This window comes from Chromobacterium fluminis, from assembly GCF_011602385.1.
In the GTDB taxonomy this organism is placed as follows: domain Bacteria; phylum Pseudomonadota; class Gammaproteobacteria; order Burkholderiales; family Chromobacteriaceae; genus Chromobacterium; species Chromobacterium fluminis.
The window spans coordinates 127,968-153,486 of record NZ_JAAOMA010000008.1; the positions used below are offsets into that span (position 1 = coordinate 127,968).

The 25,519-nt window shown below is 65.7% G+C and carries 23 protein-coding genes; 15 read left to right on the forward strand and 8 right to left on the reverse strand.

Going from position 1 to position 25,519, the window contains the following annotated elements:
* Nucleotides 1-212: 212 nt before the first annotated feature.
* From denD to otnK, 5 genes are read right to left on the reverse strand one after another with little or no spacing between them, the layout of a single operon-like run.
* Entirely contained in the window at nt 213-1,181 is a 969-nt protein-coding gene (gene denD, locus HA052_RS08015; protein ID WP_166451519.1) for a D-erythronate dehydrogenase, read from the reverse strand.
* Nucleotides 1,178-1,963, reverse strand: a complete 786-nt coding sequence (otnI, locus tag HA052_RS08020; protein WP_166451520.1) for a 2-oxo-tetronate isomerase — start codon at nt 1,961-1,963, stop codon at nt 1,178-1,180. The genes denD and otnI overlap by 4 nt, the downstream gene beginning before the upstream one ends.
* Nucleotides 1,964-1,979: 16 nt before the next feature.
* Nucleotides 1,980-3,284 (reverse strand): MFS transporter, encoded by a 1,305-nt coding sequence (locus tag HA052_RS08025; protein ID WP_166451521.1) that lies wholly within the window; start codon nt 3,282-3,284, stop codon nt 1,980-1,982.
* 29 nt (nt 3,285-3,313) lie between these two features.
* Complete coding sequence (locus HA052_RS08030; RefSeq protein ID WP_166451522.1) at nt 3,314-3,988, reverse strand: class II aldolase/adducin family protein; 675 nt, start codon at nt 3,986-3,988, stop codon at nt 3,314-3,316.
* A gap of 14 nt (nt 3,989-4,002) precedes the next feature.
* Entirely contained in the window at nt 4,003-5,253 is a 1,251-nt protein-coding gene (otnK, locus tag HA052_RS08035; protein WP_166451523.1) for a 3-oxo-tetronate kinase, read from the reverse strand.
* Nucleotides 5,254-5,492: 239 nt separating this feature from the next.
* On the opposite strand from otnK, the gene HA052_RS08040 reads away from it, so the two are divergent.
* Nucleotides 5,493-6,245, forward strand: a complete 753-nt coding sequence (locus HA052_RS08040) for a FadR/GntR family transcriptional regulator (protein ID WP_206118827.1) — start codon at nt 5,493-5,495, stop codon at nt 6,243-6,245.
* A 260-nt stretch (nt 6,246-6,505) separates the two neighbouring features.
* Here HA052_RS08040 and HA052_RS08045 read toward each other — a convergent pair whose 3' ends face one another.
* Together HA052_RS08045 and gcvA are read right to left on the reverse strand one after the other, a co-directional pair.
* Nucleotides 6,506-8,110, reverse strand: coding sequence for an FAD-binding oxidoreductase (locus tag HA052_RS08045; RefSeq protein WP_166451525.1), 1,605 nt, complete (start codon nt 8,108-8,110; stop codon nt 6,506-6,508).
* Between the two features lie 130 nt (nt 8,111-8,240).
* Complete coding sequence (gene gcvA / locus HA052_RS08050) at nt 8,241-9,146, reverse strand: transcriptional regulator GcvA (protein ID WP_166451526.1); 906 nt, start codon at nt 9,144-9,146, stop codon at nt 8,241-8,243.
* A 136-nt stretch (nt 9,147-9,282) separates the two neighbouring features.
* Here gcvA and HA052_RS08055 point away from each other — a divergent pair, with 136 nt between their 5' ends.
* From HA052_RS08055 to HA052_RS27925, 14 genes are all read left to right on the forward strand, one after another.
* Nucleotides 9,283-10,275: a 2-dehydro-3-deoxygalactonokinase gene (locus HA052_RS08055; protein WP_166451527.1), complete on the forward strand. Its 993-nt coding sequence runs from the start codon at nt 9,283-9,285 to the stop codon at nt 10,273-10,275.
* Between the two features lie 53 nt (nt 10,276-10,328).
* Nucleotides 10,329-10,943 (forward strand): 2-dehydro-3-deoxy-6-phosphogalactonate aldolase, encoded by a 615-nt coding sequence (locus HA052_RS08060; RefSeq protein ID WP_166451528.1) that lies wholly within the window; start codon nt 10,329-10,331, stop codon nt 10,941-10,943.
* A gap of 9 nt (nt 10,944-10,952) precedes the next feature.
* Nucleotides 10,953-12,398, forward strand: a complete 1,446-nt coding sequence (locus HA052_RS08065; protein ID WP_166451529.1) for an N-acyl-D-amino-acid deacylase family protein — start codon at nt 10,953-10,955, stop codon at nt 12,396-12,398.
* Between the two features lie 13 nt (nt 12,399-12,411).
* Nucleotides 12,412-12,804, forward strand: coding sequence for a RidA family protein (locus HA052_RS08070; protein ID WP_166451530.1), 393 nt, complete (start codon nt 12,412-12,414; stop codon nt 12,802-12,804).
* A gap of 48 nt (nt 12,805-12,852) precedes the next feature.
* Complete coding sequence (locus HA052_RS08075) at nt 12,853-14,295, forward strand: sodium:solute symporter family protein (RefSeq protein WP_166451531.1); 1,443 nt, start codon at nt 12,853-12,855, stop codon at nt 14,293-14,295.
* Between the two features lie 31 nt (nt 14,296-14,326).
* Nucleotides 14,327-15,577, forward strand: coding sequence for an alanine racemase (locus tag HA052_RS08080; RefSeq protein ID WP_166451532.1), 1,251 nt, complete (start codon nt 14,327-14,329; stop codon nt 15,575-15,577).
* A 196-nt stretch (nt 15,578-15,773) separates the two neighbouring features.
* Nucleotides 15,774-18,383 (forward strand): glycoside hydrolase family 15 protein, encoded by a 2,610-nt coding sequence (locus HA052_RS08085; RefSeq protein WP_206118822.1) that lies wholly within the window; start codon nt 15,774-15,776, stop codon nt 18,381-18,383.
* Between the two features lie 264 nt (nt 18,384-18,647).
* Nucleotides 18,648-19,652 carry a taurine ABC transporter substrate-binding protein gene (gene tauA / locus HA052_RS08090; protein ID WP_114152888.1) on the forward strand — a complete coding sequence of 335 codons (1,005 nt, stop codon included), beginning with the start codon at nt 18,648-18,650 and terminating at the stop codon, nt 19,650-19,652.
* A gap of 16 nt (nt 19,653-19,668) precedes the next feature.
* On the forward strand, nt 19,669-20,463 hold the full coding sequence (locus HA052_RS08095) for a taurine ABC transporter ATP-binding protein (protein WP_107802110.1): 795 nt from the start codon (nt 19,669-19,671) through the stop codon (nt 20,461-20,463).
* Entirely contained in the window at nt 20,450-21,322 is an 873-nt protein-coding gene (gene tauC / locus HA052_RS08100) for a taurine ABC transporter permease TauC (RefSeq protein ID WP_166451533.1), read from the forward strand. Before HA052_RS08095 ends, tauC begins: the two co-directional genes overlap by 14 nt.
* A gap of 55 nt (nt 21,323-21,377) precedes the next feature.
* Nucleotides 21,378-22,208: a taurine dioxygenase gene (tauD, locus tag HA052_RS08105; RefSeq protein ID WP_107801454.1), complete on the forward strand. Its 831-nt coding sequence runs from the start codon at nt 21,378-21,380 to the stop codon at nt 22,206-22,208.
* Between the two features lie 189 nt (nt 22,209-22,397).
* The gene (locus HA052_RS08110; protein WP_166451534.1) at nt 22,398-23,225 is read left to right on the forward strand and encodes a S1/P1 nuclease; all 828 of its coding nucleotides are present in this window, start codon (nt 22,398-22,400) and stop codon (nt 23,223-23,225) included.
* Between the two features lie 49 nt (nt 23,226-23,274).
* The gene (locus tag HA052_RS08115) at nt 23,275-24,372 is read left to right on the forward strand and encodes an AAA family ATPase (RefSeq protein WP_166451535.1); all 1,098 of its coding nucleotides are present in this window, start codon (nt 23,275-23,277) and stop codon (nt 24,370-24,372) included.
* A 119-nt stretch (nt 24,373-24,491) separates the two neighbouring features.
* Complete coding sequence (locus HA052_RS27925) at nt 24,492-24,929, forward strand: DUF2846 domain-containing protein (protein ID WP_206118823.1); 438 nt, start codon at nt 24,492-24,494, stop codon at nt 24,927-24,929.
* A gap of 89 nt (nt 24,930-25,018) precedes the next feature.
* On the opposite strand, the gene HA052_RS08125 is transcribed toward HA052_RS27925, so the two are convergent.
* The gene (locus HA052_RS08125; RefSeq protein ID WP_166451536.1) at nt 25,019-25,453 is read right to left on the reverse strand and encodes a lysozyme; all 435 of its coding nucleotides are present in this window, start codon (nt 25,451-25,453) and stop codon (nt 25,019-25,021) included.
* Nucleotides 25,454-25,519 lie beyond the last annotated feature (66 nt).

Below are 25,519 nucleotides of genomic sequence, written 5' to 3' on the forward strand. Positions count from 1 at the left end.
CACGATCCGCTGCGCGTCGGCGATACGGCGTTGAAAACAAGCTCAAAATGCTTATGTAGAGTATGTACACTGCGTTTTTTCAGCCGTTTTCGCCTTGTCTCGCTCTTGCTCGCGAGATCGTGAACAGGCTCTAAGGCAAGGCGCGCCGACGCATGCAGTACTTGAGTACGGCAAGTCGGCGCAACACAGCATCAGGGGGTCGTTGTTCGTTTTTAGTGGGGAGTGTGTTGCCGGTACTGGCGGATCAGCGCCTGTGCGTCGGGGTCCGGGTGCAGGCCCAGCCGGGCTGCGCGCGTGCCGTCCACGCGCGCTGGCCAGCCGGAGACGATGGCCTGGATGGTCGCGTCGGGCTCAAAGCGCACCAGCCTCCGTGTCGTTGCGCCGGCTTCTTGTTCCAGCGCATCCAACAACTCGCCCACTCGCAAACTCAGTGCCGGCAGGTTGAGCGCGGTGCGGCCGCCAAAATCCGCCTGGTTGGCTTCAAACGCCGCGATCAGGCCGGCGACGGTGTTAGCCGGCGAGGCCAGCGCAACCTCGGTGTCCGGTGGCACTGGACAAACCGCGGGCAGGCCAGCCAGCGGTTCGCGGATGATGGCGGACAGAAAGCCGGAGGCTGCGCCGTTGGGGCGTCCGGGGCGAACCGCCACAGTCATCAGCCGCACGCTGCGGCCATCGATATAGCCCTTGCGGCTGTAATCGGCCACCAGTTGTTCGCAGATGAATTTTTGCGTGCCGTAAGAGGTTTGCGGCGCGGGCAGGGTGTGGTCGTCAATCACGGCGGGCAGGGGCAGCCCCGGACCGGCGCCGAATACCGCCACCGAACTGGAGAACACCAGCCGCGGTCGTTGGCCGGCTCGCCGCAGCGCGTCCAGCAGCGCGCGAGTGCTGTCCAGATTGGCGCCCAGGCCCAGGTCGAAGTCGCGCTCGCACTCTGCCGACACTGCTGAGGCCAGATGGAACACGCCGTCCAGAGCCTGGCGTGACAGCGCTTCCGTCATCTGGAGCAGATCGCCGACGCAGGTGTCAACGCGAGGATCGAGCTGCAAATCCATCGCAGGCGGGTGTAAATCAGCCAGCAGCAAGCGTTCGATTTTATGGGCGTCCAGCCGGCCGCGTTGCAACAGCTCACGCGCCAGTCTGTCGCCGATGAAGCCGGCCGCGCCGGTGATCAGTATTTTCATTGCTTGTCCCTCCAGGCTTGCCACCAGTCAAGGCCGGCGCGGGTATCGCCGCGCGGGCGGTATTCACAGCCGACATGGCCGGCGTAGCCGAGCGCATCCAGTTGCGCGAACAGCGCGGGGTAGTCGATCTGGCCGCCTTCGGGTTCATGGCGGCCGGGTACGCCGGCGATTTGGATATGGCCAAGCCGCTCCCAGACGCGGGGCAGCCAGCCCAGCGGATCGCCGTCGCTGACACGGCAGTGGTAGCAGTCGAATTGCAGCCGCAGATTGGCCGCACCTACGGTGTCGATGTAGTCCAGAGCCTGCTGCTGCCGGTTCAGAAAATAGCCGGGCATGTCTGTGGCGTTGATCGCCTCGATCAACAATGTGATGCCATGGGGCGCCAGCCGGGCGGCGGCCCGGCGCAGATTGGAGAGATAGGCGGCCAGTGTTCCGTCCGCGGCGGCGTCCGGCGTTGGAATGCCAGCCATCGCGTGCAGGCGGCGGCAGCCAGTGGCCAAGGCATACTCCAGCGCGAGCTCCACGCCGGCCGCGAACTCTTGTTCGCGGCCGGGTAGGGCCGCCAGGCCACGCTCGCCGGCGGTCCAGTTACCTGGCGGCAGGTTGAACAGCGCCAGGGTTAGATCGTGTTCGCGCAGGCGGCTGGCGATGGCGGCCGCGGGCCAGTCGTAGGGGAACAGGCATTCCACCGCGCGGAAGCCGTCGCTGGCGGCGGCGGCGAACCGTTCTAGGAACGGAAGCTCGGTGTACAGCAGGGTCAGGTTGGCGGCAAAGCGTGGCATGACGGTTCCTTGAATGTTAGCGGTTGACCAGGGCGGCGGGGATTCTCAGTACCGCCAGTGCGCCTATCACCAGACAGAGTGCCAACAGCGTCAGGCTGATGGCGTTGCTGCCGGTCAGGTCCTTCAGCGTGCCCACCAGAAAGGGGCTGGCAAAACCGGCCAGATTGCCCACCGAGTTAATGATGGCTATGCCGGCTGCCGCCGCGCCGCCGCTGAGAAAAGCCGTGGGGAGCGACCAGAAGAGTGGGGCGCAGCTGAGCACGCCAGCGGCCGCCAGGCACAGCGCCAGCAGTGATAGCGCGGTGCTGTCCGGGAACAGCGCCACGGCGACGAAGCCGGTGGCTGCGGTCAGCGCCGGCAGCGCCAGGTGCCAGCGGCGTTCACGTCGGGCATCGGCGCTGCGGCCCAGTAGATTCATCGCCAGTACTGCGGTGAGGAAAGGGATGGCGCTGAGCAGGCCGATGGCCAGGTTGCTGGCCACCCCGGTGTTGCGGATGAAGCTGGGTAGCCAGAAGGTGACGCCGTACTGACCCATGACGAAGCAGAAATAGATCAGGCACATCAGCCAGACGCGGGGATCGGCGAAAGCGTCGCGTGCGCTGCCGCGCGGTGGCTTGTGGGCATTGTCGGCATCCAATTCGACGCTTAGCCGTGTTTTTTCCTCCTCCGTCAGCCAACGGGCCCGCTCTGCGGAATCCTCCAGCCAGCGCAGAACCACTAGGCCCAGCAAGATGGCGGGCACCGCTTCCAGCACGAACATCCATTGCCAGCCGGCCCATCCGGCGATGCCGGCCATGCCATCCATGATCCAGCCGGACAAGGGGCTGCCGAAAATGCCGGACAAGGGAATGGCTGACATGAATAAGGCCACCATGCGCGCGCGGCGATGGGAGGGAAACCAGTAGGTCAGGTAGAGGATGATGCCGGGATAGAAGCCTGCTTCAGCCGCGCCCAGCAGGAAGCGCAGCGTATAGAAGGCGGCTGGTGTTTCCACCCAGGCGAAAGCGGCCGAAATCAGGCCCCAGGTGATCATGATGCGGGCGATCCACACTCGCGCGCCGATCCGGTTCAGCGCCAGATTGCTGGGCACTTCGAATAGGAAATAGCCCAGGAAGAAAATGCCGGAACCCAGGCCGAAGATGGTGTCGCTGAAAGCCAGGTCTCGGCTCATCTGCAGCTTGGCGAAGCTGATGTTGACCCGGTCCAGATAGGCGGCGACATAGCACAGCATCAAGAGAGGCATGATGCGCCAAGCGATTTTACGATACAGCGTGGCGCTGGGCTGCGAGCCGACAGTGTTTTGAGGTGCGATGGCATCCATTCAGTTCTCCTTGCCAGAGGAAGAGAGGTTTACCAACTGGCGCCGAAGCGTCGGCGCAAGTCGTCGATCTGCTCGGGAGTCAACGGCGCGGGCTGGCCCTGGGTCAGCAGCCACAGGCGAGCGGTTTCCTCCAGTTCTTCCAGCGTGGCCATTGCGGCGCTCGGGCTGGGTCCCCAGACGGTGGGGCCCAGCCGCTCCTGCATCACCGCGCGCAGGCGCAGGCCTTTGGCATGGTGGCGGGCCAGGGTATCTGCAAGCCTATGCGCCGCATGTGGATCGCCAGGACTCAAGTAGGGGATGCAGGGCACATGTCCCACTTTCATCACGTAGTACGGCGTCAGCGGCGGCAATAGATCATCGGAGCTTCCACCGCCCAGCAGGCTGAGCGCCACCAAGTGGCTGGAGTGGGTATGCAGCACACAGCCGGCATCGGGCTCCAGATCATAGAGGCGCTGGTGCAGCAGATGGCTTTTGCTGGGCGGTGGGCCGGCCAGGCACTGACCGTTGACGTCGAGCCAGGCCAGCGTTTCCGGCTCGAGAAAGCCGAGGCAGGCGTCGGACGGAGTGATCAGCATGCCGCCGCCGGCGGCGGCCGGCACACGGGCGCTGATATTGCCGGCGCTGGAGTGGACATAGCCGCGCTGAAACAGCGATTGACCGACGCGGCAAAGCTCCCGGCGTAAATGGAATAGATCTGGATGCATCCTGGCCTCCCTGGTCAGTGGTTGCCGCCGAGCGCGGCGCTGAAGAAATCGTCGGTGCCGAAGTTGCCGGATTTGAGCGCTAGCCATAGCGGCCGGCCCTCCACTTGGGTCCAGGGCACGCCGGGGCAGATGACCGGGCCAACGCGCAGTGCCTCCGTGTCCAAGGCCTGGACGACGGCACCCGAGGTTTCGCCGCCAGCCACGACTAGGCGGCGGGCACCGGCGACTACTAGGCCGCGTGCGATCTCCGCCAGGCAGGCTTCCACTAGTTGACCCGCGCGTTCCGGGCCTAATGCCAGTTGCACCGCGGCGACATCTTCCGGCGATGCGCTGGAGTAGATCAGCGCCGGCTGCCGCTGCGCGGTGGCCCAGTCCAAGGCCGCGTCGGCGCCTGTCTGGCCGGCGGCTAGGCGTAATGGGTCCAAGCGCCAGGCGGGGCGTCCGGCTGCAATCCAATGGTGTACCTGGCGTTGGGTGGCTGGTGAGCAGGAGCCGGCCAATATGGCGGCGCGGCCTTCCGCTGGGGGCCATGGACTAGCCGCGACCACGGGCTGGAACCAGCGCCGCGCGGCATAGGCGGCCGGTAGTCCGAGCGCCAGGCCAGAGCTGCCGGTGAGCAGCGGGTGTTCGGCACAGGCTTCGGCGAGGGCGAAGAGATCGGCATTGTCGAGCGCGTCGGCGATGGCGAAACGATATTGGCCGCCGCGTAGGCGGGCACATTCTGCACGGATGGCCGCCGCGCCCTGGCTGACCGTGGCGCGGTTCAGCAGGCCGACTTTGCCGCGACTTTGCGCCTGCAGCACGCGTACCAAATTGGCGTCACGCATCGGCGTCAGTGGGTGATTGCGCATGCCGGACTCGGACAACAGTTCGGCACCGACAAACAAATGGCCCTGGTAGACGGTGCGGCCGTTGTCGGGCAGCGCCGGGCTGGCGATGGCGAAGTCGGCGTCCAGCGCTTGCAGCAGCGCTTCGGCCACCGGGCCGATATTGCCGCGTGGACTGGAGTCGAAGGTAGAGCAGTACTTGAAGTAATAGCGCAGCGCGCCATGGGTTTGCAGCCATTTCAGCGCTGCCAGCGAGTCGCACACCGCCTGTTGTGGCGGATTGGTCCTGGATTTGAGAGCAATGACCACTGCATCGCTGTCGGCGAGAGGCGGGTGGCGCAGATGGGTTCGGATCGTGACGCGCATGCCGCTTTGGCTCAGCATGCCTGCAATGTCGGTGGCGCCGGTGAAGTCGTCGGCGATGACGCCTAGTAACATGGGCAACTCCTGTCGGTGAGAAAGGGGTGAAGCCTATTTGGCGGACGAAAGGATTTCGTTTATGTTGTATGGTTATCATACAAGTTGAGGTAAGTCACGCCAGTGGCGGCTGCTAGTGGCAATGGAGTGTAGCCAAATGCCAACATCGGCTTCGTCGAAAAGAAGAGATAGGCGGAGTGCTATAGTGCCTGCTACGCGCCGGAGAGTGGCATGCATGGGAGGAGGTAACGCTTGTGACAATGATGTTTCAGCAAGCCCAGACGGGGGCAAGATTATCCGAACAGGTGGCGGAGGCGTTGGCGGGCGGCATTCGCGACGGCGCCTGGGCACCAGGCAGCAAGCTGCCGACTGAGGCGCAACTGGCGAAGCAATTCAAGGTTAGCCGCACCGTGGTGCGCGAGGCGATGTCGCAGCTGAAATCGCTGGGTCTGGTGGAGTCGCGGCAGGGCTATGGCGTGCTGGTGTTGGCGCCGGGCCGGGCGCCGCTGAATTTCGGCGCGGCAGGGGCGCATTCGGTCAGCGCGGTGGTACAGATGGCGGAAGTGCGGCGGGGCCTGGAGGCGGAGGCGGCCGGCTTGGCCGCGCTGCGGCGCGACCCTGCTGCTTTGAAGGCGATCCACGCCGCGCAGGCGGCGGTGGAAGTCGCCAGCCGTTCTGGCAGTGGGGTGGATGAAGATGTAGCCCTTCACCGGAGCATCGCTCAGGCTGCCGGCAACCCCTACTTGCTGGAGACCATGGATTACTTGGCTGCTCATCTGCGGGGTGCGGTCGCTGTGTCGCGCGCGTTCGAGAGCCATGATCCGGCGATGTTGGACGAAGTGAACGCCGAGCACGCGGCCATTGTCGACGCCATCGCCGCCGGCGACGCCGAGGCGGCGCGGCAGGCGGCGACCCGTCATATGGATCAAGCGATCCGGCGCATCCAGGCTACCGGGCCGGAGTTCTGGCTGGCGGAGGGCTATAGTCTGGCGCAGGCGTTGGAGCGGGGGTGAAGAGGCTCCTCTTTGAAGGGTCTGGAAGCTCGGAGCCTGTACTTAATCTGAGGCGCGTCGGCGGGACGGATCGAAAAGGGTGTTGAAAACACCCTCAACATGCTCTGTACCACTTTGTGCATTCCGCTTTTTCGCTTGCTTTCACCTTAGCTTGTCCTTGCCCGCGAGATTTTGAGCCGGTTCTACGATCCGCTAACAAAATCCCTGACACGGTGTTGGCGCGCTTTGCCCCAGGCCTGACACGGACAGTATTCGCCGCTCTACTCCGCGCCCAGCGACATCGCGTGCTTGAACACATTGCCCGGGTCGTATTTGCGCTTGATCGCCACCAGCTCCGGATACAAGGCGCCGTAATACAACTCGCCCCAGCTATAGCCCGGGGTGTCCGGCTGCGCGCCGCTCAACATGTCCACGTCCGGGTAGTTGATGTAGCAGCCCTGGTAAGGCGAGTCCGGCAAAGCCGCCGAACTTGGATACGGCGTGCCGTTGAAGCCGTCGGCGGCGTAGACGGCGTCGAAGAATTCCCGCATCCAGTTCACATGCATGGCGTCGTTGGCCGGGTCGGTCCAGTAGCTTTGGTACTGCAGCTTCATTACCGAGGCGCGCTGCGGCACCGCGGTCTGGTTGTCGGCCGGGTCGAAACCGTTGTTGCCGGCGCTGCGGTGGTTGATCGCGCCGCCGTAGGAATCCACTTGCAGCAGCGACTGGGCAAGGTCCTGGTTGTCGGGATCGGACGTCAGATGCAGGTGGATGGCCTTGCACTCTGCCGCGGAGAAGTTTTGCTTCATGTAAGCGGACTTGTATTTGCCGCGCTGATTGCTGCCGGAGCCGTTCAGCGTCTGGGTGGCGTACAGCCAGTCCATCGCCTGCGCGTGTTCCGGCAAGGGAGCGGCGTTTCTGGGCGGCGAGCGATGCGGGATGTGGGGCAGGTGGCCGCCGCCGGGCAGATAGGTGTTGAGCAACTGCGGCGAGGCCACTTGCTTGATGCGCCGGTAGAAATCGTTGAAGGGCGCGGTGTGGTTCAGCTTGCCGTCCCTGTCGGTGTATTGCACCACCAGGCCCAGGTTTTTGGCGCTGACATGAGTCAGCTTGAGCAGGCTGAACAGGCCGTAGCCTTCGGGGTCGTTGTCCGCCTCCTGCCAGTATTGGCCGTAGGTTTGCAGCAAGTCGGTGAAGCGGCCCAGATCCTTGAAGTCGTTCCAGTCGAATTGCAAGAGCTGTACGCCCACCTGCTGCGGCGCCGGCGGCAAATCGTCAAAGTAAAAGCTGGTGATCAGGCCGACGTTGCCGCCGCCGGCCCCCTTGCACAGCTTGAGCAAGTCGGCGAACTCATTGTCGGCGCGGGCGTGCACCTTGCGCGCCTTGCCGCCGTCCGCCAGCAGAATGTCCACCGCGCTCAACCAATCCACCGTCAGGCCCTGCAGCCGCGACAGCAGGCCGTAGCCGCCGCCGCTGATGTGGCCGCCGGCGCCCACCGAGTAGCAGGAGCCGCCCGGCACCGTCTTGCCGGTGAGCTTGTACAGGCCGACATAGCCGTCCCAGTTCTGATTGCCGGCCAAGAGCTGGAAGCCGTAGCGGTGTTCGCCCACGCTTACGTCGCGGTGCAGGCCGGAGAGCTGGCCGATGTCTATGATCAGGCCGCCGGGGTTGTTGCTGACGAAGCCTTCGTAGCAATGGCCGCCGCTGCGGATGGTGGGTTTGAGCCGGTGGTCCAGCGCGTATTGCAGCGCGGCGACGACCTCGGCTTCATCGCTGCAGATGATGATGCCGCCCGCGGCCTGGCCGGCTGCCGGCCAGCGAAGATTGAAACCTTTTTTCAGCGTTTCGTACCGGGGGTCGTCCGGGGTGATGGCATTTAGGCCCATGGTGTACTCCTCTATCCATTTTTGATGACATTGTTTTATAGGTGAGTGGGGAGAGGATAAAGCTGGCAAATGCTGAGTTTGATGGACAGGAAGGTGGAAAAACCGCTGGCCGCATCGGCGGTCAGCACTGTTAGCTGCCGGCGGCTTGGAATGCGGGCGCGCCCACCGTGGCTTCCTCGAACAGCCAGTCGCGCAGTGTCAGCACAGCCGGCTGGCTGTTTTCATGCTGTGAGGCGCTCAGATAATAGGCCTGGCTGAACGGCGCATCGCCGTGCAGCGGCCGCGCCAGGCGTCCTGCCAGCAAGTCGTATTCCACACACAAGGCCTGCCCCAAGGCGACGCCCTGGCCGTCTATCGCCGCCTGCAACAACATCGATTCATCGGAAAAGCTCAAGCTTGGCTGCGCGTTGAGGTCCAGCTTGAGCCGGGCTTGGTCCAGCCATTGCCGCCAGCCGGTGCCGGCATGGCGTTGCTGTTCATGCAGCAGCGTGCACCGCGCCAAATCCTGCGGCTGCCGCAGATCCCGGGCCAAGGCCGGGCTGCAGACCGGGAAAAAGGCGGTGGAGACGAAGGGCTCGGTGTGAAAGCGGGGCGGCCAGGGCGGCCCAGTGCTGATGACGATATCGGCGGCCATGCATTCGGCCGCCGGCTCGGCATGGATTTCCACCGGCAGGGCGGGGTGCCGTTTCAAAAATCGGTACAGCCGGGGAATCAGCCATTTACTGCCAAACAGGCGCGGCACATGGATATTCAAGGCTGGCGTCGTCTGCAGCATCAATCTATCCGTGGCCTGTTGCAGTGTGCGGAATATTTCTCTGATTCTGGGTAAATAATGCTCGCCCGCCATGGTTAATTTTAAACGATTGTTTTGGCGTTCGAATAAGGGCTGATTCAGAAATTGCTCCAGCTGTTTTATTTGATGGCTGATCGCCGCCTTGGTGACGAATAATTCTTCCGCGGCCCGGGTGAAACTCATATGTCGCGCAGCGGATTCAAAAACCTTCAAGGCATGCAGCGGTGGCAGACGTTGGTACATGGTTTCCCCTTGCGCGAATAAGTTTAACCTGGTCTATGCGTTTAATAAAACTAAACCGATGTCAAATATAACTGTCTTGCGATAAAAAAATAGCTCATTAACAATATCACACAAGCCCATTATTTTAGGCGTGAAAATGATATTGACCATTGATGCCGGCACCACGAATACCCGCGTCACCTTATGGCGCGATTCAGCGCCGATTGCGCGCGCGGCGCAGCGGGTGGGGAGCCGGGATACGGCGATGACGGGCAGCCGAAACGCATTGAGGCGGGCGGTGAGGGAAACGCTGGCGCAGGCGCTGAGCCAGGCCAATGTTGGCATCGAAGAGCCAAGCCTGCTGCTGGCGACGGGAATGATCAGTTCGAATATGGGCCTGCTGGAGATTCCGCACCTTCTGGCGCCCGCCGGCCGTGAGGCCCTGGCCGCCGGGATGCGGGCCTGCGTGGTGCCTGAGGTGTGCGCGCGGCCGATCTGGTTTGTGCCCGGGGTGAAGAATTTGTCCGAGGACATCGGCCTGCACAACTGCGAGCGCATGGACATGATGCGTGGCGAAGAGGCCGAGGCGATGGCCTTGATCGATAGGCTGTCCATCCGTCAGCCGGCCATTCTGGCCATTCCCGGTTCGCATTCCAAATTCATCCATCTGGACGCGCGGCAGCGGATCGCCGGCTGCGTGACCACGCTGGCCGGCGAGCTCTTGCACGTGATTACCCACAACACCTTGCTGGCGGATGCGCTGGGCGGCTCGTTCGCCGCGGAGCTGGATGTGGAGATGCTGTTGGCCGGGGCCGAGCAGGCCAGCCGCATTGGCCTGGGCCGGGCCTGTTTCATGGTGCGCACGCTGGACCAGTTCACGGTGTACGACCACAACGCCAGGGCCAATTTCCTGTTGGGCGCGGTGCTGGGCGCGGACTTGCTGACCTTGAAAAACAGCCGCGCGCTGAATATGAGTCCGGGCACGCAATTCATCGCCACTGGCCGGCCGCTGCTGCGCGCGGCGCTGGGCTGCCTGGTGGCCGGCGATGAGTTCTTCTCCGGCAATGTGACGATGGTGGACGAGGCGACGCAGGCGGATCTGGCCGGTCATGGAGCGATGTTGTTGGCGCGGACTCGGGGCTTGCTTTGAGAGCTTGCTCAAAGTCTCGCGGGCGGGGCGGTGGATTCAACAGGGAGCAAGAAATGGACAGCAAGCTGCCGCTGGTGGCGATTTTACGGGGCATCCGGCCGGAGGAGCTGGAGCTGCACGTGCCGGCCTTGATCGAGGCGGGCTTCGAGGCGGTGGAGATACCGCTGAATTCGGAGCGCTGGGAGGCCGGCATTCAGCTGGCGGCGCAGCGCTATGGCGATCAGGCGCTGATCGGCGCCGGCACCGTGCTGCGGCCGGAACAGGTGCGGCGCTTGGCCGAGCTGGGCTGCCGCTTGATCGTTACGCCCAACGTCGATGCCGAGGTGATCCGGCTGGGCCTGGCCGCCGGCATGCAGCTGCTGCCGGGCTGCGCCACGGCCACCGAGGCTTTCGACGCCATCGCCGCCGGCGCGCGCCGGATCAAGCTGTTTCCCGCCGGCGCGCTGGGGCCGGCTTATTTGGCCGCCTTGCGGACGGTGCTGCCGGAAGCGGTGGACATGTACGCGGTGGGCGGAGTGAGGCCGGAGACGCTGGCGGATTATCTGCGCGCTGGCTGCCGGGGGGCGGGGTTGGGCGGCGAGTTGTATCGCGCCGGCCAGCCGCCGGAGAGGACTCGGGTGCAGGCGCAGGCTTTCGCCCGCGCTTACCGGGAGGCAATGGCGGGATAGGAGAGAAACATGCGATACGACTACTTGTTCAAGGGCGCCTTGGTGGCGGACGGCAGCGGCGCACCGGAGCGGCGGGCCGATGTCGGCGTGATAGGCGAACGCATCGCGGCGGTGGCGGCCGAGCTCGACGGCGACGCCGGGCAGCGCATCGACTGCGCCGGCCTGGTATTGGCGCCCGGCTTCATCGACGTTCACACCCATGACGATCTGGCGGTGATCCGGCGGCCGGACTACCTGGAAAAAACCTCGCAGGGCGTGACCAGCATCATCGTCGGGAACTGCGGACTCAGCGCGGTGGGCGCGGTGCTGGGCGACGAGGTGCCGGCGCCGATCAATCTGCTGGGCGAATTGGAGGACTTCCGTTATCCGGACCTGGCCAGCTACCGCGCCGCCATCGAAGCGGCGCGGCCCTCGGTCAACGTCGCCACCTTGATCGGCCACACCACCTTGCGGCACCGCTGCCTGGCGTCGCAGCAGGGGCCGGCGGACGAGGCCGGCATCGCCGCGATGCGCGAGCATTTGATCCTGGCGCTGGAGCAGGGCGCGCTGGGCTTGAGCACCGGTCTGTCCTATGACAGCGCGGCGCAGGCGTCCACCGAGGAAGTCTGCCGGCTGGCCGCGCCGCTGGCCGAATACCAGGGCGTCTACGCCACCCATATGCGCACCGAGTACGACGGGGTGCTGGAAGCGATGGAGGAAGCCTTCCTCATCGGCCGCAGCGCCAAGGTGCCGGTGCAGATCTCGCATCACAAATGCGCCGGGCTGAAAAACTGGGGCCGCTCGGTGGAGACGCTGGCGCTGATCGACGCGCGGCGCTTGGAGCAGGACATCAGCTTAGACTGCTACCCCTACCGTGCCGGCTCTTCCAATCTCGACCCCGGCCAGGTCACCGCCGACTACGACATCTTGATCACCTGGTCCGCGCCGCATCCGGAGATGGCGGGGAAAACCCTGCAACAGATCGCCGGCCTCTGGGCGTGCGACATCCACCAGGCGGCCGCCCGCCTGCTGCCCGCCGGCGCTATTTACTTCCAAATGCATGAGGACGATGTGCGGCGCATCCTGAGCCACCCGGCGGCGATGGTGGGCTCGGACGGCCTGCCCTGCGATCCCAACCCGCATCCGCGGCTGTGGGGGACTTTCCCACGGGTGCTGGGCCATTACAGCCGGGACTTGCAACTGTTCCCGCTGTCTACCGCCGTCCACAAGATGACCGGCCTGCCGGCGCGGCGCTTCGCGTTACGGGATCGAGGCTTGATCCGCCCCGGCTATTTCGCCGATCTAGTGCTGTTTGACTACCAGCGGATCGACGATGTCGCCAGCTTCCAGCAGCCGCGACAGGCGGCGGCGGGCATTGAGCGGGTCTTCGTCAACGGGGTGCAAACCTATGCCGACCGGCGGCTGAGCGGATTCCGCGCCGGGCGGTTCTTGAGCAGAAGCCGTCAGGCTAGTTAGGGGAGGAAACTGCATGATCAAACGTTATGGAGTAAGCGGCAGCGCCGGCACCGGCGGGCAAGCGCTGCCCTTCGCCGCGGCGGCGGCGGCGGACGGCTGGTTGTACGTATCCGGGCAAACCCCGATGCGGGACGGCGAAATCATCGTCGGCGGCATCGTGGAACAGTCGCGGCTGGCGATACAGAACTGTCTGGACATCGTGGCCGAGGCTGGCTTCGAGCCGGCGGACATCGTGCATATGCAGGTCTTTCTCAGCGACGCCCGTTATTTCCCCTCCTTCAACCGGGTGTTCCGTTCCTTCTTCGCCGAGCACCCGCCGGCGCGGGTGTGCTGCGTGGCGGACCTGGTGGTGGATTGCATGGTTGAGGTGGACATGAGGTGTTTTAACGCCAAGTTCAAATATTAAGTATTTTGCGCCAGGCGCGGCAGCGTGGCCGATGAAAAGGAGAGGGCGATGGCGAATAGCGATTTTCTGACGTGGTTTCTGATCTACGCCGCCGGCATGATGGCACTGGGCTGGTATGTGACCCGGCATCAGAAAACCGGCGAGGACTTCATCCTGGGCGGCCGCAAGATGCCGATGCTGCTGACGCTGGGCTCGACGGTGGGCACCATGGTGGGCACCGGTTCCAGCATAGGCGCGGTCAGCTTCGGTTATGCCAACGGCTGGGCCGGCATGTTGTACGGCATTGGCGGCGCCACCGGCATCCTGTTGACGGCCTGGTGGTTCGCGCCGGTCCGAAACCTCCGCTTCATGACCATGAGCGAGGAGGTCTGCTACTACACCGGCGGCAGCAAGCTGGTCAAAAACCTGGTGGCCGTCATCATTTTCTGCGCCTCCCTGGGCTGGCTGGGCGCGCACATCCTGGGCGGCGGCCTGTACCTGGCCTGGGCCTCCGGCATTGATATCCGGGCGGCCAAGACCATTGTCGCCGTCGGCTTCGTGTTCTATGTCGGCATCGGCGGCTATAAGGCGGTGTCCTGGATAGACACCTTGCAGTCCATCGTGCTCTTCCTCGGCTTCATCGTGCTGGCGGCGCTGTCGGTGCGTCATGTCGGCGGCTGGGAGGCGGTGGTGAGCCGGACCGATCCGGCCGCGTTCACGCCCTTCGGCATCGGCAAGCTGGGCCTGTTGCCGGCCTTGTCGCTGGCCGCGGTGATCGGCGTGGGCGTGCTGGCCACGCCCTCCTATCGCCAGCGCATCTACGCCGCCGAATCCGCCACGGTGATCCGCCAGTCCTTCATCATCACCGGCCTGCTGTATATGGGCTTTTCCTTCCTGCCGGCCATCATCGGCATGGCCACGCGGGCAATGGAGCCCAATCTGGCCAATAGCAGCTTCGCCTTCCTGCACGCCACCACCGCCTTGCCGCACGCGCTGGCCGTGGTGGTGTTGATCGCCGGCATGTCGGCCAATATGTCCTCCGGCAGTTCCGACGCTATTGCCGGGGTCTCCATCATCCTGCGCGATCTCTATGTCTGGATTCGCGGCCGGATGCCGCCGCCGGAGCGGGCGATCGCGCTGTCTCGGCTGTTCCTGCTGCTGGTGATCCTGCTGGCCTATCTCTTCGCGCTGACTTCCAACGACATCATCGGCTACATCACCAAGATGATCTCCATGGTGATGTCCGGCATGTTCGTCACCGTGCTGCTGGGCCGCTTCTGGCCGCGCTTCAATTGGCAGGGCTGCATCGCCGCGCTGCTGGGGGGCAGCCTCACCTCGCTGGCCATCATTCTGTCGCCGCCGTGGCTGGTGCGGCTGGGCAATCCGGTGATTCCCGCCGTGCTGCTCAGCCTGCTGCTGGCCGTTGTCGTCACCTGGCTGACGCCGGCGAACGCGCGCTCCCGGGAGGTGGTGCTGGAGATGATCACCGCCGAGCGTGAAAGCCATGGCTGAGATGATCGATAGGGATACCAAGGAGCACAGGATGACAACAAAGCAGTTTGAACCCGCGGTCGCGCGGCACAAGGCGGCGCTGATGTTCCGCGCCGAGGGCGGCGCCAATATCCTGCATGAGGACGCCTGCCTGCCGGCGCTGGTGATCAAGGAGGCGGCGCTGGACGGCAATATTCGTTGGATGCAGGGTTTCGCGGACGCGATGGAGGTCTCGCTGGCCCCGCACGGCAAGACCACGATGACGCCGGCGATTTTCCGGCGGCAGCTGGCCGCCGGCGCCTGGGGGCTGGGCGTGGCCAGCGCGTTTCAAGCCCAGGCGGCGGTGGCGGCCGGGGCCACGAACGTGATCATCGCCAATCAAGTGTTGGGCCGGGCGAATATGGCGCTGCTTGCCGCCTTGTTGGGGCAGCGCCGCGCCGCCCTCCATTGCTGCGTGGACAGCGTGGATAATGCGCGGCAGTTGTCGGACTTCTTCGCCGCCAGGCAACAGCGGATCTCGGTGTTGCTGGAAATGGGGATGCCCGGCGGGCGCTGCGGCTGCCGTGATGAGCGGCAGGCCTATGCGCTGGCCGAGCGCATTGCCGAGCTGCCGGGTCTGGCGCTGGCCGGCGTGGCTTTCTACGAGGGCGTGACCCATGGCGCTGACGAGCAGGCGGACATCGCGGCGATACAGGCGCTGATTCAGCGCGCGGTCACGGTGTGCGGCGCGCTGCTGCGCAACGGCGACTTCGCCGGCGCGCCGGAAGCGCTGCTGACCGGAGCCGGCACGGTCTGGTTCGACATCGTCAGCCGGCAGCTGCGGGACGCTGGCCTATCCGGGGTGCGCCATGTGATCCGCCCCGGCTGCTATGTGACACAGGATAGGGGCATCTACCAGCAGGCTTACGCCGCCTTGCGGCGACGCGAGCCGCTGGCGGCGCGCCTGGACGGCGGCCTGAGTTCAGCGCTGGAATTGTGCGCGCTGGTGCAGTCGCTGCCGGAGCCGGGCTTGGCCGTCGTGGGATTCGGCAAGCGTGACGTGGCTTTCGACGCCGGCCTGCCGCAACCGTTCGCGCAATATCGGCAAGGGCGGCGCGTGGATTTCACGCCCGGCGGCCTGCGCACCCGGGACTTGATGGACCAGCACGCCTTGCTGGAGCGCGATCCCGGCCTGGACCTGCGGATCGGCGATTTGCTGGTGTTCGGCAGTTCCCACCCCTGCCTGAGCTTCGATAAATGGAAGCGCGTGTTCCTGGTGGATGAGGATTATTGGGTGAGGGAGGAATGGGAGACGGTGTTCTGAAGCGGTTTATGCGCTGTTGAGCGGAAAAGGTCTTGTCCCGCCCTGGCTCGCGAGACGTTGAACCGCGGCTAAGCGACGGGTAGTAAAATTTCAGCGCCTGACCCTAAGGCCTGGACTGGCTGGAAATGGCTTGCCATTCAAATGACATTTAGATTTTGTTTTGCTACGCTCCCTGCCAACTCAGGAGCGAGCGGACATGATCAAGCAATGGATGGGCCTGGCCCTGCTGGCGGGAAGTTTGAGCGGCGCGGCGCAGGCCGGCGAGGCGTTTGGCGCGCCGGGGCTGACGCCGGTGCGCGGCCCGGCGGCCAAGTCTTTCGTGGGCGTGGCGGCGGAGGGGCCGTCGCGGGTGTATTTCACCGGTTATCGCGGCGTGGTGTCCGAGGTGTTCTACCCGGCGGTGGACACCCAGGCGGCGGTGGATCTGCAATTCCTGGTGGGCGACGCCGGCGGCGGTTTCATCGACGAGGAAAAGCGGCAGGACTACCGCGTGCAGCGGCTGCATCCGCGCAGCATGAGCTGGCAGGCGCAGACCGGCAACTCGGCCCATCACTGGCGCATCAGCAAGCGCATCTTCACCGATCCGGCGCGCGACGCGCTGATCCAGCGCGTCACCTTCAGCGCGTTGGACGGCCGCCGCGTCGGCGATTTCCGCCTCTACCTGCTGTTCAAACCCTATCTGGACAATGCCGGCGCCGGCAACAGCGCCGCCACCCTGACGCGTGTTGGCGGCGATGCGGCCTTGGCCGCCAGCCGCAATCAGCGGGCTTCGGCGCTGCTGAGCAGCCTGCCGTGGAAGACGCAGAACGGCCGCCGCATGTTGTCCAGCGGCTTTGTCGGTTTGAGCGATGGCTGGACCGATCTGTTGGGCGGCGCGGCGGACAAGCGCATGGACTGGACTTTCGATTCCGCCGGCAACGGCAATGTGGCGCAGATGGGCTGGCTGGAACTGGGCGACCCGCGCGCCACCAGTGTGTCCTTCGATGTGGTGCTGGGATTCGGCGCCAGTCAGGGGCAGGCGCTGGACACGGCCGCCGCCGCGCTGGGCGGTGATCTGGAGGCGGCGCAGCGGCGCTACGACGCCGGCTGGCAGGCCTACGCCGCCGGCCTGTCCGATCAGGGCGGCAGCGCCGACGACGGCTACTACCTGGCGGCGATGACGCTGAAAACCATGCAGGACAAGGCCAGCGGCGCGATGGTGGCCGGCCTGGGCACGCCGTGGGGCGCCAGCCAGGGCGACGCCAACGCCGGCGGCTACCACCTGGTGTGGCCGCGCGACCTGTTCAAGTTCGCCAACGCCCTGCTCACCGCCGGCGACCGCGCCACCGCCGCGCGGGTGACGGATTATCTGTTCAACACCTTGCAGCAGCGTCGCGACTGCGGCGTGGCGGAATACGATGCCGCCGGTTGCCCGGACGGCTTCAGCCGCAACGGCCGCTTTCCGCAAAACGCCTGGGTCAGCGGCGCGCAATATTGGCAGGGCACCCAGATGGACGAGCAGGCCATGCCCATCCTGCTGGCCTGGCGGCAGGGGCCAGCGGTGTACTCGCCGCTGTGGCCGCGCATCAAGCTGGCCGCCGACTACATCCTGAGCGCCGGGCCGTGGACCTATCAGGAGCGCTGGGAGGAGAACAGCGGCTATTCGCCGTCCACGCTGGCGGCGCAGATCGCCGGCCTGGCCGCCGCCGCCGACATCGCCCGCGCCAACGGCGACGACGCCAGCGCCGCGCGCTATCTGTCCACCGCCGATTACTGGCAGCAGAACGTGGACGCCTGGACCTTCACCCGCAGCGGCGGCTTTGGCGACGGCCGCTATTATCTGCGTCTCAACCCGTCCGCGCGCGCCGGCGGGGTCAGCCGCACAGGCCAGGCGCCGGCGCTGGGGCCCGACACGCCGCAAACGCTGGAGGTGAAGAACGGCGGTGGCGGGCGCGACGCGCGCCGGGTGGTGGACGGCGGCTTCCTGGAACTGGTGCGCATGGGCGTGAAGCGCGCCGACGATCCGGCGGTGCTCGCCACGCTGGGCATTTACGACGCGGTGCTGGGCCAGCGTTTGGACCTGCCCGGCGCGACGGCGCTGCCGGTCAACGCCTGGTTCCGCTACAACTTCGACGGCTACGGCGAGCGCAACGACGGCGGCGATTTCGCCGGCAGCGGGGTGGGTCGGCTGTGGCCCATCTTCACCGCGGAGCGCGGCATCTACGAAATTGCGCGCCAGGGCGGCGGCGCGGCCGGCCAGCCCTATCTGGCCGCGCTGAAACAGCTGGCCACGCCGGAGGGCATGCTGCCGGAGCAGGTGTGGCCGCACAGCGCGGTGCTGCCGGACGGCTGGGCGGTGGAGACGCCTGTCGGCAACCGCGCCGGTACGCCCACCCGCTCGATCGCGCCGCTGAGCTGGGCGATGGGGGAGTACATCAGCCTGCTGGCCTCCATCCGCGCCGGCCGCGTCGTGGATTTGCCGGAAGCCGCCTGCGCGCGTTACTACGCCTGCCGGGTGGAGCCCAAGGCCGATGAGGCGACGGTGGAGATCCAGGCCGCCGCCGATACCAGTTGGGGACAGCAGCTGTATGTGACCGGCGCGGCCCGCGGATTGGGCAATTGGAACACCGACCTGGGCCTGCCGGCGGATGCGGCGGCTTATCCCTTGTGGAGAACCAGGGTCAATCTGCCGGCGGGTCAGCGGATCGAGTACAAGTACTACCGCAAGAACGCCGACGGCAGCGTGAGTTGGGAGCAGCGCGCCGGCAACCGCGTGTTGCAAGCGCCGGCCGGCGGGCTGACGTTGAACGACCAGGTGGTGTGGTGAGGCGAGCTGTGCCCCAATACGCTATTGATTTATTTGGAATATTGAAAGCAAATTTAATTACTTTTTGATATTAAACATGGCTTTTATAGTGTGCTGAGTCCATCACCACTTTGAGCCTGTTTACGATCTTGCGAGCTAGGGCGAGACGAGGCGAGAGCCGCTGAGGGAGCGGAGTGTACCCCGGTATCTCAGCATTCCAAAGCGGTTCTCAACCCCGCCCCGCCGACGCGCAGCAGAGCGTGAGCCGGTTATCAGGAGCACGCCATGTCCATATCCCGCCGTTCTCTGCTGGCGCTCAGCCTCGCCAGCCTCTCTCTCGCTGCCTTGGCGGCAAACGCCGCCGAGGCGCCCATCGTCATCGGTTATCAGACCGGAGTCGATCCATCCAAGGTGGCCCAGGCCGACGGCCTGTACGAAAAAGCCATCGGCCGGCCGCTGCAGTGGCGCAAGTTCGAGAGCGGCGCGGAAGTGCTCGCCGCGCTGGCTTCCGGCGACGTGCATATCGCCGATCTGGGCTCCAGTCCGCTCAGCGCCGCCGCCACCCGTCAACTGCCGATCCAGACCTTTCTGATCGTCGCCGAGATCGGCAATTCAGAGGCCTTGGTGGCGCGCAAGGGCAGCGGCATCAAGACCCCGCAGGACCTGATCGGCAAAAAGGTGGCGGTGCCCTATGTCTCCACCACCCATTACAGCCTGCTGGCCGCGCTCAAGCACTGGAAGCTGGACCCGGCCAAGCTGTCCATCGTCAATCTGCGCCCGTCCGAGATCAGCGCCGCCTGGCAGCGCGGCGACATCGACGCCGCCTATGTCTGGGACCCGGCGCTGAGCCAGACGCTGAAAACCGGCTCGGTGCTGGTTAATTCCGAACAAGTGGGGCAATGGGGCGCGCCCACTTTCGAAGCCTGGGTGGCGCGCAAAGACTTCGCCGCCGCTCAGCCGCAGGCGCTGGCCGCCTTCGCCAAGGTGACTTTGCAGGCCTTCGCCGATTACCGCGCCAAGCCGGCGGCCTGGAGCGTCGGCTCGCCGCAGGTGGCCAAGATCGCGCGGCTGACCGGGGCCGATCCGGCGCAGATTCCCGGCTTGCTGGCCGGCAGCCGCTTCCCGCTGGCGCAGGAGCAGCTATCGCCGCGCTTGCTGGGCGGCGGCACCGCCAAGGCGCTGCGCGACACCGCCTTGTTCCTGAAGGAACAGAAGAAGGTGGAAACGGTGTTGCCCGATTACCAAGCCTATGTCGAGCCGCGCTTCGTGCGGCTGGCGCAGACGCGCTGAGCATGAGGAGGCCGCGATGGCGAGCTTGATCGTGGAAAACGCCGGCGTCAGCTACGCCGGCCCGTCCGGCCCGGTGCAGGCGCTGGACCGGGTGTCGCTGGAGCTGCGTTCCGGCGAGATCGTGGTGGCCCTGGGGCCGTCCGGCTGCGGCAAGTCCACCTTGCTGGGGCTGATGGCCGGCTTCCAGACGCCCAGCCAGGGCCGGGTGCTGGCCAATGGCCGGCCGGTGCGCGGGCCGGGCGCGGATCGCGGCGTGGTGTTCCAGGACGACGCGCTGATGCCCTGGCTCAACGCCGAGGACAATGTCGCCTTCGGCCTGCGCCTGCGCGGGGTGCCGCGCGAACGGCGGCGAAGCGAGGCGCGCCGCATGCTGGGCTGGGTGGGGCTGGAAGCCTTCGCCGGCCACGCGCTCAGCCAGATGTCCGGCGGCATGCGTCAGCGCCTGGGCCTGGCGCGCGCGCTGGCGGCCGATCCCGACTTCCTGCTGCTGGACGAGCCCTTGGGCGCGCTGGACGCGCTGACCCGGGAAAAGATGCAGTCGCTGATCCTCAGCCTGTGGCAGCGCAGCGGCAAGGGCATCTTCCTGATCACCCACAGCATCGAGGAAGCGCTGTTCCTCGGCACCGAGCTCTTGGTGCTGACGCCGCGCCCCGGCCGCATCGCGCTGCGGCAGAAACTGGGCTTCGCCCACCGCTATGCCGCCGGCGAATCGGCGCGCTCGATCAAGGCCGATCCCGCCTTCATCGCCATGCGCGAGCATTTGCTGGACTGGATTTTCCGCGCCGAGGAGGCCGACCATGCCGCCGCTTGAACTGACTGAATTGGGCCCGGCCGCGCAGGCCGAACTGAGCGCGCCGCCGCCGGCCCATGCCCCCGCACCGTTCTCCGGCCGCTTCGCCGCCTGGCGTCGGCGCTGGCCCAGCGCGTTGTCGGTGGGCGGCCTGCTGCTGCTGTGGTGGGCGGCCAGCGCCGGTGGCTTGGTGTCGCCGCTATTTCTGCCCGGCCCGGCCCAGGTGGCGACGCGGCTGGCGGACCTGGCGGTCAACGGCTTCATGGACGCCAGCCTGTGGCGTCACGCCGCCGCCAGCTTGGGCCGGGTGGGCCTGGCGCTATTGCTGGCCGCGGCCACCGCGGTGCCGCTGGGCATGCTGATGGGTATGAGCCGGCGCGCGCATGCGGCGCTGGACCCGCTGATCGAGTTCTACCGGCCGGTGCCGCCCCTGGCCTATCTGCCCTTGATCGTGATCTGGTTCGGCATTGGCGAAGCCAGCAAGGTGCTGCTGATCTATCTCGCCATCTTCGCGCCGCTGGCCATCGCCACCGCCGCCGGCGTGCGCCGCGCGGACCCGGCGCGGCTGCAGGCGGCGCGCTCGCTGGGCGCCAGCCGCGGCCAGCTGCTGCGGCTGGTGGTGCTGCCCAGCGCGCTGCCGGAGATCCTGACCGGGCTGCGCATCGGCCTGGGCGTGGGCTGGTCCACCCTGGTGGCGGCGGAGCTGGTGGCCGCCACCCGCGGCCTGGGTTTCATGGTGCAGTCCGCCGCCCAGTTCCTGGTCACCGACGCGGTGATCGCCGGCATCCTGATCATCGCCTGGATCGCGCTGGCGCTGGAATTGGGGTTGCGTTGGGCGGAGCGGCGCTTCGCCGGCTGGGCCGCGCCGGAACATTTTTGAGCGAGTTTTCGATTTTTTGGATTTGGTTTCCGCCGCGCGGATAAGGAGCACATTCATGAGCCTGCAACTGCAAGCCATCAGCCCGGCCCTGGGGGCCATTGTTTCCGGCGTCGATCTGAGCGCGCCGCTGTCCGGCGCCGAGCGCGACGCGATCGAGGCGGCGCTGCTGCGCCACCAGGTATTGTTCTTCGAGAACCAGCCGTTGACGCCGCGCCAGCAGCGCGACTTCGCCGCCCGCTTCGGCGATCTGCACCTGCATCCGGTCTACCCGACGGTGGCGGAGCAGCCGGAAATCATCGTGCTGGACACCCATGTCGACAATCTGCCGGACAACGACAACTGGCATACCGACGTCACCTTCATCGCCGCTCCGCCGCTGGGCGCGGTGCTGGCGGCGCGGCAGCTGCCGGACGTGGGCGGCGACACGCTGTGGAGCAGCAATAGCGCCGCTTACGACGCGCTGTCGCCGGCCTTGCGCGCGCTGCTGGACGGCCTCAGCGCCGAGCACAGCTTTATTCATTCCTTCCCGGAAAGCCGCTTCAAGGACACGCCGCAATACGCGCGCTGGCAACAGGCCAGCCGCGACCATCCGCCGGTGGTGCACCCGGTGGTGCGCACCCATCCGGTCACCGGCCGCAAGGGCCTGTTCGTCAACGAAGGCTTCACCACCCGCATCCTGGAACTGGCGCCGCGCGAGAGCGATGCCCTGCTGGCCCTGTTGTTCGCCCATGCCGCGCGGCCGGAATTCACCGTGCGCTGGCGCTGGAAGGAAAACGATCTGGCGTTCTGGGACAACCGCGTGACCCAGCATTACGCGGTGGCGGATTACCTGCCGCAGCGGCGGGTGATGCACCGCGCCACCATCCTGGGCGACCGGCCGCGTTGAGCGCGGCGGAATGAGCAGGAAAAGGAAACCCGGCATTGCCGGGTTTTTTTACGGGGTCGTACAGCGTATATCTTCAAATGAAATGATATTGGCATCTTAATTTAACGGTTTTCGGGTAATATCCGTTCGCCATAAAAACGGCGGGCGGCGCGCCCGTCTCGGCATATCACAATCACAAGAGAAACCGTCATGAAGAAATTTACGCTCGCCCTGTTATTGTCCGCCGCCTTCGCGCTGCCCAGCGCTCAAGCGCTGGCCTGGGGTCAGGAAGGCCACCGCGTCACCGGTTACATCGCCCAGCAATTGCTGAGCCCTCAAGCCAAGGCCGCGGTCAATCAATTGATCCCCAACGCGGACTTCGCCCAGCTGGCCTTGTACATGGACCAGCACAAGCAGGAATTGAAACAGCAGCTGCCGGGCTCGGATCAATGGCATTACAACGACGAACCGGTGTGCGACGGCGTGGAAGAGGACGACTGCCCCAGCGGCAACTGCGCGTCCAATCAGATCGGGCGCTACAGCAAGGTGCTGGCCGACAAAACCGCGAGCAAGTCCGCCCGCGCCCAGGCGCTGACCTTCCTGCTCCACATGATCGGCGACATCCACCAGCCGCTGCACGCGGCCGACAACCACGACCGCGGCGGCAACGACGTCCGCGTGCGCCTGGCCGGCAGCAACAAGACCGGCAATCTGCATTCGGTGTGGGACACCGCCCTGGTGCAGCAGGCCTTGAGTGGCGCCAACGAGCAGAGCTGGGCGACGCAGAACCTCAAGTACTACGCGCGCAACATCGCCGGCTGGCAGAGCGGGCGGGTCAATGACTGGATCAAGGAATCCAATCAGTACGCGCGCAGCGAGGTCTACGGCCCGCTGTCCAACTTCAGCTGCGGCCAAGCGCCCAGCGACGTGGCCTACCTGGACCGCACCTACCAGACCGCCGGCGCTCAGCTGGTCAAACAGCAGCTGGTCAAGGCCGGCGCGCGCATCGCCATGGTGATCAACCAGGCGCTGCAGTAAAACGGCGCGTCCGCGCTAGAATGGCGGCTCCGTCGTCACCGGAGCCGCCATGTCCATTCACGAGCTCAGCCTCAAGGGTTTCCGTTCCATCCGTCAGCTGCGGCTGGCGCTGGAGCCGCTCAACGTCGTCGTCGGGCCCAATGGCTGCGGCAAATCCAATCTCTACAAAGCGGTGCGCCTGCTGCACGAGGCCGCCTGCGGCCGCCTGTCCGCGGCGCTGGCGGAAGAGGGCGGCATTCAAAAGGCGATGTGGGCCGGCGGCCTGCGCCGCGGCGACCGCAAGGGCGAGCCCAAGCGCATGGCGCTGGCGGCGCGGCTGGCCGATTACGACTACGAATTGCAGCTGGGCTACCCCGAGCCCAGCCGCAGCCTGTTCTCGCTGGACCCATTGGTGAAGGAGGAAACGCTGTGGCTGGCCGGCCAGGGCCGCCGCCCATCGGCCCAGGTGCTGGAGCGGCGCAATCAGAGCGCCTTTCTCACCAGCGTGGACGGGGTCAGGACCACCTATCCCTTGGGCCTGCAGGCCGAGGAGTCGGTGTTCGGCCAATTGGCTGAGCCGCATCTTTATCCCGAGGTGTCGCAAGTGCGGGAGACGCTGCGGCGCTGGCGTTTCTACCATGAGTTCGCGGTGTGGCCCGGCTCGCCGCCGCGCGCGCCGCAAGTGGGCATCCGCTCGCCGGTGCTGGCGCACGACGGCGGCAACCTGGCGGCCGCTTTCCAGACCATCGTGGAGATCGGCGATGTTGAGCTGCTGCGCAGCGTGCTGGCTGATGCGTTTCCGGACAGTGGCTTCCAGGTGGAAGCGCTGCATGGTCGTTTCCAGATGCTGATGCAGCGCGACGGCATTCTACGGCCGCTGGAGGCGGCCGAATTGTCCGACGGCACCCTGCGTTTCCTGTGCCTGGCGGTGGCCTTGCTCAGCCCGCGTCCGCCGGCTTTCATGGCCTTGAACGAGCCGGAAAACAGCCTGCACCCGGACTTGTTGCCGGCCTTGGCGCGGCTGATCGCCGAGGCCGGCCGTCACAGCCAGCTGTGGGTAACCAGCCATTCGCCGCTGCTGGCGGAGCTGATCGCGCGCCACCGGCCGCTGCGTCGTTTCACGCTGACGCAGCGCGACGGCGAGACGGTGCTGGCGGATGAGGATTGAGCCGGGGCCGCGAGGCCGGTTCGGCATTTTCGGAAAGTGAAAATGGATGGATGCGAGGCGGAATATTTGCATGTAGAATCCCCGCCGCCATACCATTTAAATATAAGAAAGAACTTTCCGTGAAAAAACTATTTGCCGCTGCTTCCCTGCTGGCGCTGCTGTCCGGATGCGCCTCCACCACGCTGGCTACGCCCGAGGCGGACGCCCAGGCCAAACAGTTCAATGCTCAGCCGGCTAAGGCCCGCGTCTACATCTATCGCAATGAGGCGATAGGCGCCGCCGTGAAAATGAATGTCCTGGCCGACAACAAGGCCCTGGGCGACACCGTGGCCAAAACCTACATCATGGCCGATCTGGAGCCGGGTTCGCACACGCTGGTGGGCAAGGCCGAGAACGATTCCAGCCTGACTCTGGACATGGTGGCGGGCAAGATTTACTACGTTTGGCAGGAAGTGAAGATGGGCGTGCTGTACGCTCGCAACAAGCTGCAGAGCGTGGACGAAGCCGAAGGTCAAAAAGGGGTGAAAGAGTCCCAGTTGGTGCAGTCGCCGCAATAAGACACGGTGGCGGCGCGGCGGAGTCCGCCGCGTTCCCAAAAAAAGCCCAAGCGGATGCTTGGGCTTTTTTCATCACTCAGACCACTCGCTCAGACCGGTTGCAGAAACAGCGCCTGCTCCGCCGCGCGGCGGCGGGTGAGGGCGGGCAAGACCTTGCCGCCGGCCTTGTTCCAGCGCGGAAACTGGGCGGCGGCGCCGGCGTAGTCGCGCTGATTGAGCAGGCGCAGCAGGGTGGAGTTCTGCAGCGAGCCCAGGCCCAGGTTGTAGCTGAAGCTGACCAGCGCGTCGAACTGGTTCTGGTTCAACGGCACCAGGGCCAGCCGGGAGACGCCGGTTTCGAAGCGGTTCAAATCGCGCGCCAGCAGCCCGTCGGCCTGGGCCTGGCTGATGACCAAGCCCGGCGTCACGTCCGGACCGGTGTGGCCGTAGCCTATGGTCCAGACGCCCACCGCGTCCTGGTAGGCCTTGAGGCGCAGGCCTTCGAATTGCTGGATCAATTTGATGCCGTTGGCGCTGATATTCATGTCGGGCTCCTGGGAAGGGCCCCCGGTGGACGCGGAGAAACGCTCGGAAGAATCTGAGGCGGGAGG

Bases quoted from the DNA above. Each gene is read 5' to 3' on its own strand.
- HA052_RS08045 (WP_166451525.1), bottom strand. From the start codon at position 8,110: ATGGGCCTAAATGCCATCACCCCGGACGACCCCCGGTACGAAACGCTG.
- denD (WP_166451519.1), bottom strand. From the start codon at position 1,181: ATGAAAATACTGATCACCGGCGCGGCCGGCTTCATCGGCGACAGACTG.
- HA052_RS08055 (WP_166451527.1), top strand. From the start codon at position 9,283: ATGATATTGACCATTGATGCCGGCACCACGAATACCCGCGTCACCTTA.
- HA052_RS08060 (WP_166451528.1), top strand. From the start codon at position 10,329: ATGGACAGCAAGCTGCCGCTGGTGGCGATTTTACGGGGCATCCGGCCG.
- HA052_RS08095 (WP_107802110.1), top strand. From the start codon at position 19,669: ATGGCGAGCTTGATCGTGGAAAACGCCGGCGTCAGCTACGCCGGCCCG.
- HA052_RS08080 (WP_166451532.1), top strand. From the start codon at position 14,327: ATGACAACAAAGCAGTTTGAACCCGCGGTCGCGCGGCACAAGGCGGCG.
- gcvA (WP_166451526.1), bottom strand. From the start codon at position 9,146: ATGTACCAACGTCTGCCACCGCTGCATGCCTTGAAGGTTTTTGAATCC.
- HA052_RS08115 (WP_166451535.1), top strand. From the start codon at position 23,275: ATGTCCATTCACGAGCTCAGCCTCAAGGGTTTCCGTTCCATCCGTCAG.
- HA052_RS08075 (WP_166451531.1), top strand. From the start codon at position 12,853: ATGGCGAATAGCGATTTTCTGACGTGGTTTCTGATCTACGCCGCCGGC.
- HA052_RS08040 (WP_206118827.1), top strand. From the start codon at position 5,493: ATGATGTTTCAGCAAGCCCAGACGGGGGCAAGATTATCCGAACAGGTG.
- HA052_RS08110 (WP_166451534.1), top strand. From the start codon at position 22,398: ATGAAGAAATTTACGCTCGCCCTGTTATTGTCCGCCGCCTTCGCGCTG.
- HA052_RS08070 (WP_166451530.1), top strand. From the start codon at position 12,412: ATGATCAAACGTTATGGAGTAAGCGGCAGCGCCGGCACCGGCGGGCAA.
- tauC (WP_166451533.1), top strand. From the start codon at position 20,450: ATGCCGCCGCTTGAACTGACTGAATTGGGCCCGGCCGCGCAGGCCGAA.
- HA052_RS08030 (WP_166451522.1), bottom strand. From the start codon at position 3,988: ATGCATCCAGATCTATTCCATTTACGCCGGGAGCTTTGCCGCGTCGGT.
- tauA (WP_114152888.1), top strand. From the start codon at position 18,648: ATGTCCATATCCCGCCGTTCTCTGCTGGCGCTCAGCCTCGCCAGCCTC.
- tauD (WP_107801454.1), top strand. From the start codon at position 21,378: ATGAGCCTGCAACTGCAAGCCATCAGCCCGGCCCTGGGGGCCATTGTT.
- HA052_RS08085 (WP_206118822.1), top strand. From the start codon at position 15,774: ATGATCAAGCAATGGATGGGCCTGGCCCTGCTGGCGGGAAGTTTGAGC.
- otnI (WP_166451520.1), bottom strand. From the start codon at position 1,963: ATGCCACGCTTTGCCGCCAACCTGACCCTGCTGTACACCGAGCTTCCG.
- otnK (WP_166451523.1), bottom strand. From the start codon at position 5,253: ATGTTACTAGGCGTCATCGCCGACGACTTCACCGGCGCCACCGACATT.
- HA052_RS08125 (WP_166451536.1), bottom strand. From the start codon at position 25,453: ATGAATATCAGCGCCAACGGCATCAAATTGATCCAGCAATTCGAAGGC.
- HA052_RS08025 (WP_166451521.1), bottom strand. From the start codon at position 3,284: ATGGATGCCATCGCACCTCAAAACACTGTCGGCTCGCAGCCCAGCGCC.
- HA052_RS08065 (WP_166451529.1), top strand. From the start codon at position 10,953: ATGCGATACGACTACTTGTTCAAGGGCGCCTTGGTGGCGGACGGCAGC.